Origin of the sequence: Janthinobacterium sp. J1-1 (assembly GCF_030944405.1) — a bacterium.
Lineage (GTDB): Bacteria > Pseudomonadota > Gammaproteobacteria > Burkholderiales > Burkholderiaceae_D > Janthinobacterium.
In genome coordinates this window covers 1,119,175-1,133,234 of record NZ_CP132339.1, presented here as the reverse complement: position 1 = coordinate 1,133,234, position 14,060 = coordinate 1,119,175, and the positions used below count along the sequence as shown (strand labels likewise).

14 protein-coding genes are annotated in these 14,060 nt (G+C 62.1%); 2 read left to right on the top strand and 12 right to left on the bottom strand.

Annotation, left to right across the window (positions count from 1 at the left end; genetic code table 11):
- Positions 1 to 6: 6 nt before the first annotated feature.
- A complete protein-coding gene (locus tag Q8L25_RS05110) occupies positions 7 to 1,050 on the bottom strand; it encodes a porin (protein WP_308923843.1) in 1,044 nt (347 codons plus the stop codon).
- Positions 1,051 to 1,516: 466 nt separating this feature from the next.
- Between Q8L25_RS05110 and Q8L25_RS05105 the strand changes: the two genes are divergently transcribed.
- Together Q8L25_RS05105 and Q8L25_RS05100 are read left to right on the top strand one after the other, a co-directional pair.
- Positions 1,517 to 4,339, top strand: coding sequence for a valine--tRNA ligase (locus tag Q8L25_RS05105; protein ID WP_308923842.1), 2,823 nt, complete (start codon positions 1,517 to 1,519; stop codon positions 4,337 to 4,339).
- A 158-nt stretch (positions 4,340 to 4,497) separates the two neighbouring features.
- Positions 4,498 to 4,944, top strand: a complete 447-nt coding sequence (locus Q8L25_RS05100) for a DUF2147 domain-containing protein (RefSeq protein WP_308925654.1) — start codon at positions 4,498 to 4,500, stop codon at positions 4,942 to 4,944.
- 6 nt (positions 4,945 to 4,950) lie between these two features.
- Here the strand turns inward: Q8L25_RS05100 and Q8L25_RS05095 are convergent, their stop codons facing one another.
- The 11 genes from Q8L25_RS05095 to tyrS all read right to left on the bottom strand — a co-directional run bounded on the left by Q8L25_RS05095 (position 4,951) and on the right by tyrS (position 13,962).
- Entirely contained in the window at positions 4,951 to 5,412 is a 462-nt protein-coding gene (locus Q8L25_RS05095; RefSeq protein ID WP_308925653.1) for a YaiI/YqxD family protein, read from the bottom strand.
- Positions 5,413 to 5,426: 14 nt separating this feature from the next.
- Entirely contained in the window at positions 5,427 to 6,482 is a 1,056-nt protein-coding gene (gene ruvB, locus Q8L25_RS05090) for a Holliday junction branch migration DNA helicase RuvB (protein WP_308923841.1), read from the bottom strand.
- Between the two features lie 12 nt (positions 6,483 to 6,494).
- The gene (gene ruvA, locus Q8L25_RS05085) at positions 6,495 to 7,073 is read right to left on the bottom strand and encodes a Holliday junction branch migration protein RuvA (RefSeq protein WP_308923840.1); all 579 of its coding nucleotides are present in this window, start codon (positions 7,071 to 7,073) and stop codon (positions 6,495 to 6,497) included.
- A 43-nt stretch (positions 7,074 to 7,116) separates the two neighbouring features.
- The gene (gene ruvC / locus Q8L25_RS05080; protein WP_308923839.1) at positions 7,117 to 7,656 is read right to left on the bottom strand and encodes a crossover junction endodeoxyribonuclease RuvC; all 540 of its coding nucleotides are present in this window, start codon (positions 7,654 to 7,656) and stop codon (positions 7,117 to 7,119) included.
- A 94-nt stretch (positions 7,657 to 7,750) separates the two neighbouring features.
- A complete protein-coding gene (purH, locus tag Q8L25_RS05075) occupies positions 7,751 to 9,337 on the bottom strand; it encodes a bifunctional phosphoribosylaminoimidazolecarboxamide formyltransferase/IMP cyclohydrolase (RefSeq protein WP_308923838.1) in 1,587 nt (528 codons plus the stop codon).
- A gap of 100 nt (positions 9,338 to 9,437) precedes the next feature.
- A complete protein-coding gene (locus Q8L25_RS05070) occupies positions 9,438 to 9,671 on the bottom strand; it encodes a helix-turn-helix domain-containing protein (RefSeq protein WP_008445162.1) in 234 nt (77 codons plus the stop codon).
- Between the two features lie 107 nt (positions 9,672 to 9,778).
- Positions 9,779 to 10,819, bottom strand: a complete 1,041-nt coding sequence (gene dusB / locus Q8L25_RS05065) for a tRNA dihydrouridine synthase DusB (protein ID WP_308923837.1) — start codon at positions 10,817 to 10,819, stop codon at positions 9,779 to 9,781.
- A gap of 117 nt (positions 10,820 to 10,936) precedes the next feature.
- Positions 10,937 to 11,581, bottom strand: coding sequence for a histidine phosphatase family protein (locus Q8L25_RS05060; RefSeq protein ID WP_308923836.1), 645 nt, complete (start codon positions 11,579 to 11,581; stop codon positions 10,937 to 10,939).
- Between the two features lie 3 nt (positions 11,582 to 11,584).
- Positions 11,585 to 12,226: a YbhB/YbcL family Raf kinase inhibitor-like protein gene (locus tag Q8L25_RS05055; protein WP_308923835.1), complete on the bottom strand. Its 642-nt coding sequence runs from the start codon at positions 12,224 to 12,226 to the stop codon at positions 11,585 to 11,587.
- 21 nt (positions 12,227 to 12,247) lie between these two features.
- Positions 12,248 to 12,700 carry a D-aminoacyl-tRNA deacylase gene (gene dtd, locus Q8L25_RS05050; protein ID WP_308923834.1) on the bottom strand — a complete coding sequence of 151 codons (453 nt, stop codon included), beginning with the start codon at positions 12,698 to 12,700 and terminating at the stop codon, positions 12,248 to 12,250.
- Positions 12,697 to 13,962, bottom strand: coding sequence for a tyrosine--tRNA ligase (gene tyrS, locus Q8L25_RS05045; RefSeq protein ID WP_308923833.1), 1,266 nt, complete (start codon positions 13,960 to 13,962; stop codon positions 12,697 to 12,699). Before tyrS ends, dtd begins: the two co-directional genes overlap by 4 nt.
- Positions 13,963 to 14,060: the final 98 nt, after the last annotated feature.

Genomic DNA, 14,060 nt, shown 5'->3' with positions numbered 1-14,060 from the left:
AAAACCTTAAAAAGCGTGGCGCAGGCCGAGGTTGAAGGCCCGGTCGCCGGTGCCGACCTCGGTGGCATTGCCGACCATGTAGGCGGCGCCATGGCGGTTGCGGATCTGCGCATAGGCCAGATAGATCTTGCTGCGTTTCGACAAGGCATAGGTGGCCCCAACAGCCAGTTGCTGCGCATCGCGGTTGGCCGCATCGCGGTCGTCCTTGTGCACCACCGACGCCAGCAAGGTCGCCGCGCCCAGCGGCACGGAGACGCCGACGATGGCGTCGCGGCTGTCGGTCGATTGCCGCGGCGCCGTGGCCGCGCCATACGGATTGTCGGCAAAGAACATCGAACTGCCATCGCCCGTGTTGCTGCCGTAGCCGGCAAAGGCCGTGGCCGGACCGAAATTGTAGTTGCCGGCCAAAATCGTGTTGTTGACGTCGGCCTTGCCGGCGTCGCCGCCACGGCTCTGGCGCGCCAGGCGCAAGGTCAGCGGGCCGTTGACATAACCGAGGGCCAGGCCCAGCGAGCGCTGGTCGGCCGCAATGCCGCTGTGTTCGCCAGCGCCATACATCACGGTGGCCGTCACGCCGCGCAGCGTCGGCGAGGTATAGCGTACGGTATTGTCGATGCGGGTGGCCGAATAGCCGGCCACGTTGGTCGAGGCGCCGGCCATGCCGCCCTCGAACGGATCGGCGACGTCGGTCAGCGCCTGGCTCTGCAGATTGTACTGGCGGCCGATGGTCAGCATGCCCAGCGGGCTGCTGAGGCCGACGAAAGCCTGGCGGCCGAACAGCTGGCCGGCCTGGTCCGAGCGGCCGGTGTCCGTCAGCAAGCCGGCTTCCAGCGTGAACACGGCTTGCCAGCCATTGCCCAGCGCTTCGGCGCCGCGAAAACCGAGGCGCGAACCAGCCGAGACGCCACTCGATACTTTGCTGATCGAGCGTTCCTGTACCAGTGCGGCATCCATCAGGCCGTACATGTCGACGGAGGACTGGGCGTGAGCGGGGACAGTGGGCAAAATCATGGCCGAGGCGAGTCCCAGGCAGACAGTGGTGGTTTTCATGCAGGTTTCCTTGATAAACGCCGGGCCAGGAATCCCGCGCAGGCGGCAAGGCGCATGCGTGCCGCTGCCGTATCGACAGACGGCGGGCCGGACACTCCTGGCAAAGCTGTGGCGGACACGGCCTGCAATGCTGCCGGCCGCGGGAATTCCGCCGTGAATGGTGCACCGCTGGCGGTGCGCGTGGCTCAGGCGCCCGGCCCGCAGGGGACGCACTGAAAAGTTGCCGGCATCGCTGATGCGCTGGCATGGCCGTGAGTTGGATAAAACTGCGGCCGCTGGCGCCGTCCGCAAGTGATTGCAAGAGGCGACAAGGCCGACATTATAGCACTGGCGCAACTTTTACCCCCGCACGCCTGCCGGCTGGCGGCCCGCAAAGCCGCCAGAATGCTGAAAAACAGGGCTGGCCACGGCGCAGCCGTTGCCGTGTCATCTATAATGATTCCTTTTGCCAAACACACGCCAAATCATGGAATTAGCCAAGTCTTTCGAGCCCGCCGACATTGAACAATTCTGGCGCACCGAGTGGGAGCAGCGCGGTTACTTTACCGCCACCCTCGATGCCGGAAAACCTTCCTTCAGCATCCAGTTGCCGCCGCCGAACGTGACCGGCACCCTGCACATGGGCCATGCCTTCAACCAGACCATCATGGATGGCCTGACGCGCTACCACCGCATGCTGGGCCACAACACGGCCTGGATTCCCGGCACCGACCACGCCGGCATCGCCACCCAGATCGTGGTGCAGCGCCAGCTGGACGCGCAAAAGATTTCGCGCCATGACCTGGGCCGCGAGAAATTCGTGGAAAAAGTGTGGGAGTGGAAAGAAAAATCGGGTTCCATCATCACCGGCCAGATGCGCCGCCTGGGCGCTTCGGCCGACTGGCAGCGCGAATACTTCACGATGGACGAGCCGCGCTCGAAAGTCGTCACCGACGTCTTCGTGCGCCTGTTCGAACAAGGCCTGATCTACCGCGGCAAGCGCCTGGTCAACTGGGACCCGGTGCTGGGCACGGCCGTGTCGGACCTGGAAGTGGTGTCGGAAGAAGAAGACGGCTCGATGTGGTACATCAAGTACCCACTGCTTGATGGCAGCGGCTTCCTGACAGTGGCCACCACCCGTCCTGAAACCATGCTGGGCGACGTGGCGGTGGCGGTCGACCCGACCGACGAGCGCTACATGGCGCTGGTCGGCAAGATGCTCAAGCTCCCGCTGACCGACCGCGAAATTCCGATCATCGCCGACGAATATGTCGACAAGGAATTCGGCACCGGCTGCGTGAAGATCACCCCCGCGCACGACATGAACGATTACGCCGTCGGCCAGCGCCACAAGCTGGCGCAGATCGTCATCCTGACGCTGGACGCGAAAATCACCGACGATGCGCCGGAAGCCTATCGCGGCCTGGACCGCTTTGCCGCGCGCAAGCAGATCGTCGCCGACCTGGACACGCTGGGCCTGCTGGAACAGGTCAAGCCGCACAAGCTGATGGTGCCGCGCGGCGACCGCACGGGCGTCGTGATCGAACCGATGCTGACCGACCAGTGGTTTGTCGCCATGAGCAAACCGGCGCCGGAAGGCACTTTCTTCCCTGGCAAATCGATCGCCGAGACGGCGCTGGAAAAAGTCGCCAACGGCGAAATCAAGTTCGTGCCGGAAAACTGGAGCACCACCTACAACCAGTGGCTGAACAACATCCAGGACTGGTGCATCTCGCGCCAGCTGTGGTGGGGCCACCAGATCCCGGCCTGGTATGACGAGGCCGGCAATATCTTTGTCGCAAAAACCGAAGCCGAAGCACAGGCCAAGGCGCAGGCCGCCGGCAGCACGGGTCCGTTGAAACGCGACGACGACGTGCTCGACACGTGGTTCTCGTCCGCCCTGGTGCCGTTCTCGACCATGGGCTGGCCGGAAGAAACGCCGGACATGAAGGCCTTTTTGCCGTCGTCGGTGCTGGTCACCGGTTTCGACATCATCTTCTTCTGGGTGGCGCGCATGGTCATGATGACGGCGCACTTCACCGGCAAGGTGCCGTTTGAAACCGTCTACGTGCACGGCCTGGTGCGCGATTCGACCGGGCAAAAAATGTCCAAGTCGAAAGGCAACACCCTGGACCCGATCGACCTGATCGACGGCATCGACCTGGACGGCCTGATCGTCAAGCGCACCACCGGCCTGATGAACCCGCGCGACGCGGAAAAAATCACCAAGGCCACGCGCAAGGAATTCCCGGACGGCATTTCCGCCTACGGCACCGACGCCGTGCGCTTTACCATGGCCAGCTATGCATCGCTGGGCCGCAACATCAATTTCGACCTGGGCCGCTGCGAAGGCTACCGCAACTTCTGCAACAAGATGTGGAACGCCACCCGTTTCGTGATGATGAATACGGAAGGCAAGGATTGCACCGCACCGGCGGACCGTCCAAATGACGCCGACCTGTCGCAGGCCGACAAGTGGATCATTTCGCTGCTGCAAAAAGCCGAGCTGGACGTGGCCAAGGGTTTTGAAGACTTCCGCTTCGACAATATCGCCGCCACCATCTACAAGTTCGTCTGGGACGAGTATTGCGACTGGTACCTGGAAGTGGCCAAGGTCCAAGTACAGCAAGGCACGGAAGGCCAGCAGCGCGCCACCCGCCACACCCTGCTGCGCGTGCTGGAAGTGGTGCTGCGCCTGGCCCATCCGATCATTCCGTTCGTGACGGAAGCCTTGTGGCAGACCGTCGCGCCGCTGGCCGGCAAGACGCTCAAGGCGGAAGGCGATTCGATCATGATGCAGCCGTATCCGATCGCCGACACCGGCAAGATCGACGAAGCGGCCGAAGCGTGGATGCAGCAATTGAAAGCGCTGACGGACGCGACGCGCAACCTGCGCGGCGAAATGCAGATCTCGCCATCGGTGCGCGTGCCGCTGATCGTCGAAGCGGGCAACGCCACCGACAAGGCCACGCTGGCCACCTACGCGCCGTATATCCAGTCGCTGGGCAAGCTGGCCGAAGTGCAGATCGTCGATGCGCTACCGGATTCGCCAGCTGCCGTCGCCATCGTTGGCACCACCAAGCTGATGCTGAAAGTGGAGATTGACGTGGCGGCCGAACGCGAGCGCCTGGGCAAGGAAATGACACGCATCGAAGGCGAGATCAACAAAGCCAACGGCAAGCTGTCGAACGAAAGTTTTGTGGCACGCGCGCCTGCTGAAGTCGTGGCACAGGAAAAAGCCCGCGTCGCGAATTTTTCCGCCACACTCGACAAGATGCGCGAGCAATTTGCCAAATTGCCGACCGCATAAGCAGTACAGTGGTTGCCTGGAAAAGCCGCTCATCCGAGCGGTTTTTTTTTGCCGGTACGATGGCGGCGTGACGCGCGATGATTAATTTGAATGGAAATAGTACGACCGGTCATTTATTTGCTACACTCGTCAGACAAAAACCAATCAGGAGACTTATCATGAAATTTGCTGCACTGGCCATCAGCGCCATGTTGTGTGTTGCCCCTGCCCTCGCCTTTGCCGACGATGCAACGCCGGTCGGCCTGTGGAAAAACATCGATGATGAAACAGGCAAGCCGAAAGCGCTGATACGCATTACGGAAAACAATGGTGTGTTGCAAGGCCAGATTGAAAAGCTGTTTCGCGAGCCCAGCGAAGACCCGGCTCCGAAATGCGAAAAATGCGACGGCGCGCGCAAGGATCAGCCGATCATCGGCATGGTCATCCTGACTGGCTTGAAAAAAGATGGCAATGAATTTACCGGTGGTGAAATCGTCGATCCTAAAAGTGGCACGGTCTATAAGAGCAAGTTGAGCGTCTCGGATGGCGGAAAAAAAATCAGCATGCGCGCCTACAAGGGCGTACCGATGCTGGGCCGCACGCAAACTTGGCTGCGCGAAGAATAAGGCATTCTATCCGACCGGCTTGCGATGATGTTTCTGCAAATGCCGGTCCAGGCTATTGGCAAAACTTTGCCGGTCACCCTGGTTGAACGCGGCCGGGCCGCCCGTGTCGACACCGCCACTGCGCAGCTCTTCCATAAAGGCGCGCATGCTCAGTTGCTGGGCGATATTGTCATTCGTATAGAACTCGCCGCGCGGATTGAGCGCGTAGCCGCCCTTCTTCAGCACATCCGACGCCAGCGGAATGTCGCCGGTCACCACCAGGTCGCCAGGATTGAGCAAGCGTACGATTTCCTGGTCGGCCACGTCGGCGCCGGACGGCACTTGCACCGTGCGGACAAAGCGCGACGGCGGCACGCGCAGGCCCTGGTTGGCGACCAGGGTGACGGGCAGTTCCAGCCGGTCGGCCACGCGGTACAGAATCTCCTTGATCACCACCGGGCAGGCGTCGGCGTCGACCCAGATCTGCATGCCTGCCTTGTCCGTCACAGCGCCCACGCTTCGCCGTTGGGGCTGATGCGCGGCGCGCTGACGCCGAAGTGCAGATAGGCGGCCGGCGTGGCAACCCGTCCGCGCGGCGTGCGCTGCAGGAATCCCTGCTGGATCAGGTACGGCTCCAGCACGTCTTCGATGGTATCGGCCGCTTCGCCGATGGCCGCCGCCAGATTGCCGATGCCGACCGGACCGCCGCCGAACTTGAACAGCACGGCTTCGAGCAACTTGCGGTCCATCACGTCGAAGCCGACCGCGTCGACATCGAGCATGGCCAGCGCGCGGTCGGCCACCACCTTGGTGATCTCGCCATTGCTTTTCACTTCGGCAAAGTCGCGTACGCGGCGCAACAGCCGGTTGGCGATACGGGGCGTGCCGCGCGCGCGCTGGGCGATCTCGTGCGCGCCGTCCGGGTCGATCGGCGCTTTCAAGAGCGCCGCGCTGCGCGTGACGATCTTGGTCAGTTCGCTCGTGTTGTAGAACTCCAGGCGGGCGACGATGCCGAAGCGGTCGCGCAGCGGATTGGTCAGCATCCCGGCACGCGTGGTGGCGCCGACCAGGGTAAACGGCTGCAGGTCGAGTTTCACGGAGCGGGCGGCCGGGCCTTCGCCGATCATGATGTCGATCTGGTAGTCTTCCAGCGCCGGATACAGTATCTCTTCGACCACCGGCGACAGGCGGTGGATCTCGTCGATGAACAGCACGTCGTTCGCTTCGAGGTTCGTCAGTATCGCCGCCAGGTCGCCCGGACGCTCCAGCACCGGGCCGGAAGTCTGGCGCAGGTTGACGCCCATCTCGCGCGCGATAATGTGCGCCAGGGTGGTCTTGCCCAGGCCCGGCGGGCCGAACAGCAAAGTATGATCGAGCGCTTCCTTGCGCTGGCGCGCGGCCGTAATAAAGATTTCCAGCTGGTCGCGGATCTTTTCCTGGCCCACGTACTCGTCGAGCTGCTTGGGCCGCAAGGCCCGTTCGATCGCCTCTTCATTGTGCGAGATGGGCGCCGCATCGATGATGCGCTGTTCCGTGAAGATGTCGGTCTGGATGCTCATGCCGTGTTCCCGTTAGCCTTTCGACAGCGCTTTGAGCGCCAGTTTGATGCCGTCCGACACGCCGCTGCTGGCCGGCACGTTTTTCACGGCCGCCATCGCTTCCTTGTCCGAATAGCCGAGCGCCATCAGCGCGTTGAGGATATCGGATTGCGCGTCCGGCGCCGCGTGTGCGCCCAGCGGGCCGAGATCCGCACCGATCTTGCCCTTCAGTTCCAGCAACAGGCGTTCGGCCGTCTTCTTGCCGATGCCCGGCACCCTGACCAGGCGACCCGAATCCTGCAAGGTAATCGCCTGCGCCAGGTCGGCGATCGTCATGCCGGACAGGATGGCCAGGGCCATGCGCGCGCCGACGCCGGTGATCTTGATCAGCTGGCGGAACACGGCGCGCTCGGCCGCATTGCCAAAGCCGAACAGCAGGTGCGCGTCTTCGCGGATCGCCTGATGCGTGAACAGCACGACTTTTTCACCCACGTGCGGCAGATTGTAAAACGTGCTCATCGGCACATCGACTTCATAGCCGACGCCCTGGCAATCGACCAGCAATTGTGGCGGATTCTTTTCAAGCAAAATACCGGAGAGACGGCCTATCATCGCGTGTTCCTAATGTTAAATTCAAAGTATGCCCGAGTATGCTCTAGCCGACCAGGCGGCCGCGTTTCATGCGCAAGCCCTGCAGCTGCGGCGCCAGCGCGCCGATCATGGCCAGCGCATCGACGCTGTTGGCGTGACAGATGGCCACGCCCAGCGCATCGGCCGCATCGCTGCCGGGCAGGCCGGGCAAGGACAGCAAGCGCGCCACCATTTCCTGCACCTGCTCCTTGGCCGCCTTGCCGTGACCGGTGACGGCCTGTTTCAGCTGCAGCGCCGTGTATTCGGCCACCTCGAGGTCGGCATTGACCAGCGCGCAAATGGCCGCGCCACGGGCCTGGCCCAGCAGCAAGGTCGATTGCGGATTGACGTTGACAAAGACTTTTTCGATGGCCGCGCAGTCGGGCCGGTAGGTGGCGACGATTTCCGACACGCCCTGCAGAATGATCTTCAGGCGCGGCGGCAACGCCCCTTCGGACGCCGTCTTGACTGTGCCCGAAGCAATATAGCGCAGCTTGCTGCCGTGTTTTTCGATGACCCCGAAGCCGGTCGTGCGCAAGCCAGGATCGATGCCAAGAATAATCATCGCCAGATTCTATAATGAATACGGCAGGCACCGGTGAATAACCGGAGCCTGCCGTTTTACAACCGAAACCCAGCATGTGCCGCTGGGCTAAATATCAATGACGGAAATGACGCGTGCCCGTGTACAGCATCACCACGCCGCGCTCATCGGCCGCATCGATCACTTCCTGGTCGCGCATCGAGCCACCCGGATGGATCACGCAGGTCGCGCCCGCGTCGACCACCACGTCGAGGCCGTCGCGGAACGGGAAGAAGGCATCCGACGCCACCACCGAACCGGCCAGCGACAGGCCGGCATTCTGCGCCTTGATCGAGGCGATGCGGGCCGAGTCGATACGGCTCATCTGGCCTGCGCCCACGCCCAGGGTCATGTTGTTGCCGCAGAAGACGATGGCGTTCGATTTGACGAATTTTGCCACTTTCCAGGCGAACATCAGGTCGGCCAGCTGCTGTGGCGTCGGTTTCAGCTTGGACACCACGCGCAGGTCGCCCATGGCGACGTTTTTCGCATCGGGCGACTGCACCAGCAGACCGCCACCGACGCGCTTGAAGTCCATCGCGTTGACGCCGGAACCCAGCGGGATTTCCAGCATGCGCACGTTTTGCTTGCTCGACAGAATCTGTTTCGCTTCGGCGGAGAACGATGGCGCGATCAGCACTTCGACGAACAATTTGGCGATTTCGCCGGCGGTGGCGCCGTCCAGTTCGGTATTGAAGGCGATGATGCCGCCAAACGCCGAGGTCGGATCGGTCTGCAGCGCGCGCGCATACGCTTCGGCCGCGTTCGCGCCCAGCGCCACGCCGCATGGATTGGCGTGTTTCACGATGACACAGGCGGCGCTTTGCTCGAAGCCGCCCAGGCTCTTCACGCATTCCCAGGCCGCGTCGGCATCGGCGATATTGTTGTACGACAATTCCTTGCCTTGCAGCTGGCGATAGTTCGCCAGTGCGCCGTCGGTGACCACCAGGTCGCGGTAGAAGGCGGCGCTCTGGTGCGGGTTTTCGCCGTAGCGCATGTCCTGCACTTTTTCAAACGCCACGTTCAGGGTTTGCGGATAGGCGCCGCGCTCGGCGTGCACCTTGGTCGGGCCCAGGCTGGTCAGGTAATTGGTGATGGCGCCATCGTATTGCGCCGTATGCGCAAACACTTTTTTGGCCAGCATGAACTTGGTGTCGTAGCTCACTTCGCCCGCCTTGCCGTCGGCCGCGCGCATTTCGGCCAGCACCACCTCGTAGTCGCTCGGATCGCAAATGACGATCACGTCCTTGTGGTTCTTGGCCGCCGAACGCAGCATGGTCGGGCCGCCGATGTCGATGTTCTCGATCGCGTCTTCCAGGGTGCAGTCGGCCTTGGCCACGGTGCCCTGGAATGGGTACAGGTTGACCACCACCATGTCGATGGTCGGCATATCGTGTTCCACCAGCTTGGACATGTGCTCGGGGAAATCACGGCGCGCCAGGATGCCGCCATGCACTTTCGGGTGCAAGGTCTTCACGCGGCCATCGAGCATCTCGGGAAAACCCGTGTAGTCGGCCACTTCCGTGACGGGCACACCGTTATCGGCCAGCAATTTGGCGGTACCGCCGGTCGACAGCAGGTTGACGCCGAGGGCAGCCAGGGCGCGCGCGAAATCGAGGACGCCGGTCTTGTCGGAAACGGAAAGGAGAGCTTGTTTGATCATGGCTGTGGCTAGGTGGTTAAGTGTTCTTGGCGAATGCGCAGCCCGGTGTCAGTACCGGACCGCGGCGGATTCAAAGCTTGGCGTCACTTGCGAGCCGGCATTACAGCAAACCGTGCTCCTGCAACTTCTTGCGCAAGGTATTGCGGTTAATGCCCAGCATTTGCGCGGCATGCGACTGGTTGCCATCGGCGCGTGTCATCACGACTTCCAGGATGGGCTTTTCGACGGTCAGCACGACCATGTCATAGATATTCGACGCTTGCTGCTCGCCCAGGTCATTGAAATAATCTTCCAGACTTTTCTGAACGACTTCCTGTATGCTTTCTTTGCTCATTTTTTATGCTTCAACCGGCTAATTGATTTATCAAGGCGCTATGGGGTGTACGGATGACTGTCGCGCAAACGCGTAAATCAGACGCACACCGAGTCCACCCTTGTTCTTTATGTTGCTGCGGCCACTTCTATCAGGCCGCTGTCGCTATCTTCGGAGAGGCGGTATTGTAACCGTTCGCCAAACTTCCATTGCGACTCGAAAAATTGGTCGACGGCCAGCAATTGCGCGTCCGTCGATTCCAGCAAATTCATTTGCTGGCGAAACTCCTCGCCACCTTCCAGGTCTTTCACGTACCAGCCGATATGCTTGCGCGCCGTGCGCACGCCGAGAAATTCGCCGTAAAACGCATAATGGGCGCGCAAATGCTCGTCCATCAGGCTGCGCACTTCGTCCACATACGGCGCCGGCAATAAAGTACCGGTACGCAAAAAATGGTCGATCTCGCGGCAGATCCACGGCCGGCCCTGCGCCGCACGGCCGATCATGACGGCGTCCGCCCCCGTCTGGTCCAGCACGTAGCGGGCCTTTTGCGGGCTGGTGATGTCGCCATTGGCCACCACCGGGATGGCGACCGACGCTTTCACGGCGGCAATGGTTTCATACTCGGCCTCGCCCTTGTAGCCGTCGGCGCGCGTGCGGCCGTGCAAGGTCAGCATCTGGATGCCGGCCTGCTCGGCGATGCGGGCGATGCGCAAGGCGTTCTTGTTTGCGCGGTTCCAGCCGGTACGAAATTTCAGGGTCACGGGCACGTCGACGGCGCTCACCACCGCGTGCAGGATCTTTTCGACCAGGTTTTCGTTTTGCAGCAGGGCCGAACCGCACCAGCTGTTGCACACCTTTTTCACCGGGCACCCCATGTTGATGTCGATGATCTGCGCACCGCGGTCGACATTGAACCTGGCGCAATCGGCCAGGTCCTGCGGGTCGGCACCCGCGATCTGCACCGCTTTCGGCTCCATTTCGCCCGCGTGATCGGTACGGCGCGAACTTTTCTCGGTCGCCCATAGTCGCGGATTCGAGGCCGCCATTTCCGAGACGGCATAGCCGGCGCCCAGCTGTTTGCACAACTGGCGAAATGGCCGGTCCGTCACGCCAGCCATGGGGGCGACGAAAACGTTGTTGCGCAGAATGTAAGGGCCGATTTGCACTGAAGAACCTGGAATGGACGGAGGAACCTGCTATTTTAACCGATTCCCTGCCTAATTAATAAGCACTATTTTTTAACGCCCAGTGCGCCAGTGCGCCGGTGGCGGCGAAAGTGGCCATTAGCCCAGCTCGTCCATGGCGGGCGCCGCCAGGTGTTCGATGTTTCCCCAGTGCACTAAATGCAACTTGCCGTCGGCATAGGAAAAACGATTCACGCTGGCATTCCTGACCTGGAAATCGCGCGGGCTGTCGAGCGTCATGCCGACCGCCTCGCGGTAAGCGCACTCGAGCACGCCGCCGTGGGCGACGATGGCGATGGTCTGGCCGTCATATTGCCGGGCCCAGCGCGCGATGGCCGCATTGGCGCGCGCATAAAACTGGCGGAAACTCTCGGCCTGGCGCTCGCCGGACGGCATCACGGCGTCGATCTGGCGCGCTTGCCATTGCGCATATTCGTGCGGGTACTGCGCCGCGATATCGGCATACAGCAAGCCTTCGAACGCGCCATAGCAACGCTCGCGCAGCAGCGGGTCGGCCTGCACCGGCAGCGCATGCAAATCGGCCACGGCCTGCGCCGTCTGGCGCGCGCGCTGCAAGTCGCTGGCCAGGACGGCGGCCAGCGGCTCGCCGGCCAGCGCCTGGCCCACGGCCGCGGCTTGCCGCAGGCCAACGTCGTTCAGGGGAATGTCGATATGCCCCTGCAGGCGGCGCTCGGCGTTCCACGGCGTTTCGCCATGGCGTATCAATAGTATCGTGGTGCTCATGCGTTATTTCTTCAAAGTAAGTGCCAGCGCGGGATTGAGCGAGTAGGCAACGACGAGCCGGGCCTCATCGAGGATATGGCCGTAAACGGCGTCCAGCGCCTGGCGCCCCGTAAAGCGCTCGGCCAGCGCCAGGCGCGGCACGTCGAGCGCGTACAGGCGGAACAGATAATGGTGCAGCCGCTCGTCGTTCCACGGCGGACACGGGCCATCATAGCCGTAATAGTCGCCCGCCATGTCGGGGTCGCCGGCAAACCAGCCGGTGTAGTCGTTGAGACCCTGGCGCAGATGGCCGGGCCCGCTGGCGGCAGGCTTGCCACGCGCCGTCACGGCGCTGGAGAACTGGCCGGCAGCAATGCTGCGCATGGCCAGCGGAATGTCGAGCAAGCTCCAGTGAAAAAAATCGCCGCGCGCACTGGCCAGCGGCAGCGTTTGACCGGCGCGGTTGGCCAGGCTGGCGTCCTGCGGTGCGTCGCCGTCGATGCAGAACAGGGCCAGCGACTCGGTGCCATTGGGCACCTCATCCCAGGCCAGATGGGGATTGTGGTTGGCCGCCAGGCGCACGCGGCTGACCGGGTCGATCTCGGCAAACGCGTACCCGGCCGGCAGCAGGCCGCCGTCACGAAAGGTGTCGCTCCACAATCTCATCGCTGCTCCTTATCTACTCGCTTACTGCGGTTTCGGATCGACTTGCAGCCAGAACGTGACCGGTCCGTCATTCGTCAGCGACACCTGCATGTCGGCGCCGAACTGCCCCGTCTGCACGCTGGCATGGCGGCTGCGCGCCTGCTCCACGAAATGGCTGAACAGGCGCAAACCGTCCTGCGGGCTGGCGGCCGGGGTGAACGACGGACGCGTGCCGGACTTGGTATCGGCCGCCAGGGTGAACTGCGGCACCAGCAGCAAGCCGCCGGCCACATCGGTCACGCTGCGGTTCATCTTGCCGGCCTCGTCGGCGAACACGCGGTAGCCCAGCAGCTTGGCCAGCAAGGCGTCCGCCTCCTTCTCGGTGTCGCCGCGCTCGGCACACACCAGCACCATCAGGCCGGCGTCGATGGCGCCGATGGTGGCGCCATCGACTTCCACCCTGGCGCGGGTCACCCGTTGCAGCAGCGCGATCATGCGCTCAGGGTGACGCGCGCAAATTTGCGCTTGCCCACTTGCAACACGAACACACCGGCCTCGACTTTCAAGGCCTTGTCGCTGATGACGGTGCCATCGATGCGCACACCGCCCTGGTCGATCATGCGGGTTGCTTCCGATACCGATGGGCACAGACCCGTTTGCTTGAGCAACTGGGCGATCGCCAGCGGCGCGCCGGCCAGCGTCACTTCCGCAATATCGTCCGGGATGCCGCCCTTCGAACGGTTGACGAAATCGGCCAGCGCTTCCTCGGCCGCCTGCTGCGAGTGGAAGCGGGCGACGATCTCCTGCGCCAGGGCCACCTTGGCGTCGCGCGGATTGCGGCCGCCCTCGACTTCGCTCTTCAGTTGCGCCAGTTCGGCGATCGAACGCCACGACAGCAGCTCGTAGTAGCGCCACATCATGACGTCGGAAATGCTCATCAGCTTGGCGAACATGGTGTTGGCCGGTTCCGTGATGCCGATGTAATTGTTTTTCGACTTGGACATTTTTTCCACGCCGTCCAGACCTTCCAGCAGCGGCATGGTCAAGATGCACTGCTGTTCCTGGCCGTACTGCTTTTGCAGTTCGCGGCCCACCAGCAGGTTGAACTTCTGGTCGGTGCCGCCCAGTTCCAGATCCGATTTCAAGGCCACCGAATCGTAGCCCTGCATCAGCGGGTACAGGAATTCATGCACGGAAATCGGCACGCCGCCCTGGAAGCGTTTCGTGAAATCGTCGCGCTCGATCATGCGCGCCACCGTGTAGTGCGAAGCGAGCTGGATGATGCCGCGCGCGCCCAGCGGATCGCACCATTCGGAGTTATAGCGAATTTCGGTTTTGCTGGCGTCGAGCACTAAAGATGCTTGCGCGAAATACGTCATCGCGTTAATCTCGATCTGTTCTTTCGTCAGCGGCGGGCGCGTGACGTTGCGGCCCGACGGGTCGCCGATCATGGAAGTGAAATCGCCGATCAGGAAAATGACTTGATGACCGAGGTTTTGCAACTGGCGCATCTTGTTCAGCACGACGGTATGGCCCAGGTGCAAGTCCGGTGCGGTCGGGTCCAGGCCCAGTTTGATGCGCAGCGGCACACCGGTTTGTTCGGAGCGCGCTAATTTTTGCGCAAATTCGCTTTCGATCAAGAGTTCGTCGACGCCACGCTTGGTAATCGCGAGGGCTTCTTGTACTCTGTCCGACAGCACGAGCGGCGTCTGAGCTGCGTTAGCCTTGGCAGGCGATGCGGTGGTGTTGATTTCCATAAATTTTTGCTGTAGATCTCAAAATGGTAGTAGGTTTGCAGAGTTTGGTATAATGCCCGATCCCATCAATCTTGCCGTATGAAAACGAACCAAAATAA

Excerpts from the sequence above, each read along its gene's own strand:
- Q8L25_RS05110 (WP_308923843.1), bottom strand. The coding sequence starts at position 1,050 with ATGAAAACCACCACTGTCTGCCTGGGACTCGCCTCGGCCATGATTTTG.
- Q8L25_RS05105 (WP_308923842.1), top strand. The coding sequence starts at position 1,517 with ATGGAATTAGCCAAGTCTTTCGAGCCCGCCGACATTGAACAATTCTGG.
- Q8L25_RS05100 (WP_308925654.1), top strand. The coding sequence starts at position 4,498 with ATGAAATTTGCTGCACTGGCCATCAGCGCCATGTTGTGTGTTGCCCCT.
- Q8L25_RS05095 (WP_308925653.1), bottom strand. The coding sequence starts at position 5,412 with ATGCAGATCTGGGTCGACGCCGACGCCTGCCCGGTGGTGATCAAGGAG.
- ruvB (WP_308923841.1), bottom strand. The coding sequence starts at position 6,482 with ATGAGCATCCAGACCGACATCTTCACGGAACAGCGCATCATCGATGCG.
- ruvA (WP_308923840.1), bottom strand. The coding sequence starts at position 7,073 with ATGATAGGCCGTCTCTCCGGTATTTTGCTTGAAAAGAATCCGCCACAA.
- ruvC (WP_308923839.1), bottom strand. The coding sequence starts at position 7,656 with ATGATTATTCTTGGCATCGATCCTGGCTTGCGCACGACCGGCTTCGGG.
- purH (WP_308923838.1), bottom strand. The coding sequence starts at position 9,337 with ATGATCAAACAAGCTCTCCTTTCCGTTTCCGACAAGACCGGCGTCCTC.
- Q8L25_RS05070 (WP_008445162.1), bottom strand. The coding sequence starts at position 9,671 with ATGAGCAAAGAAAGCATACAGGAAGTCGTTCAGAAAAGTCTGGAAGAT.
- Q8L25_RS05060 (WP_308923836.1), bottom strand. The coding sequence starts at position 11,581 with ATGAGCACCACGATACTATTGATACGCCATGGCGAAACGCCGTGGAAC.
- Q8L25_RS05055 (WP_308923835.1), bottom strand. The coding sequence starts at position 12,226 with ATGAGATTGTGGAGCGACACCTTTCGTGACGGCGGCCTGCTGCCGGCC.
- dtd (WP_308923834.1), bottom strand. The coding sequence starts at position 12,700 with ATGATCGCGCTGCTGCAACGGGTGACCCGCGCCAGGGTGGAAGTCGAT.
- tyrS (WP_308923833.1), bottom strand. The coding sequence starts at position 13,962 with ATGGAAATCAACACCACCGCATCGCCTGCCAAGGCTAACGCAGCTCAG.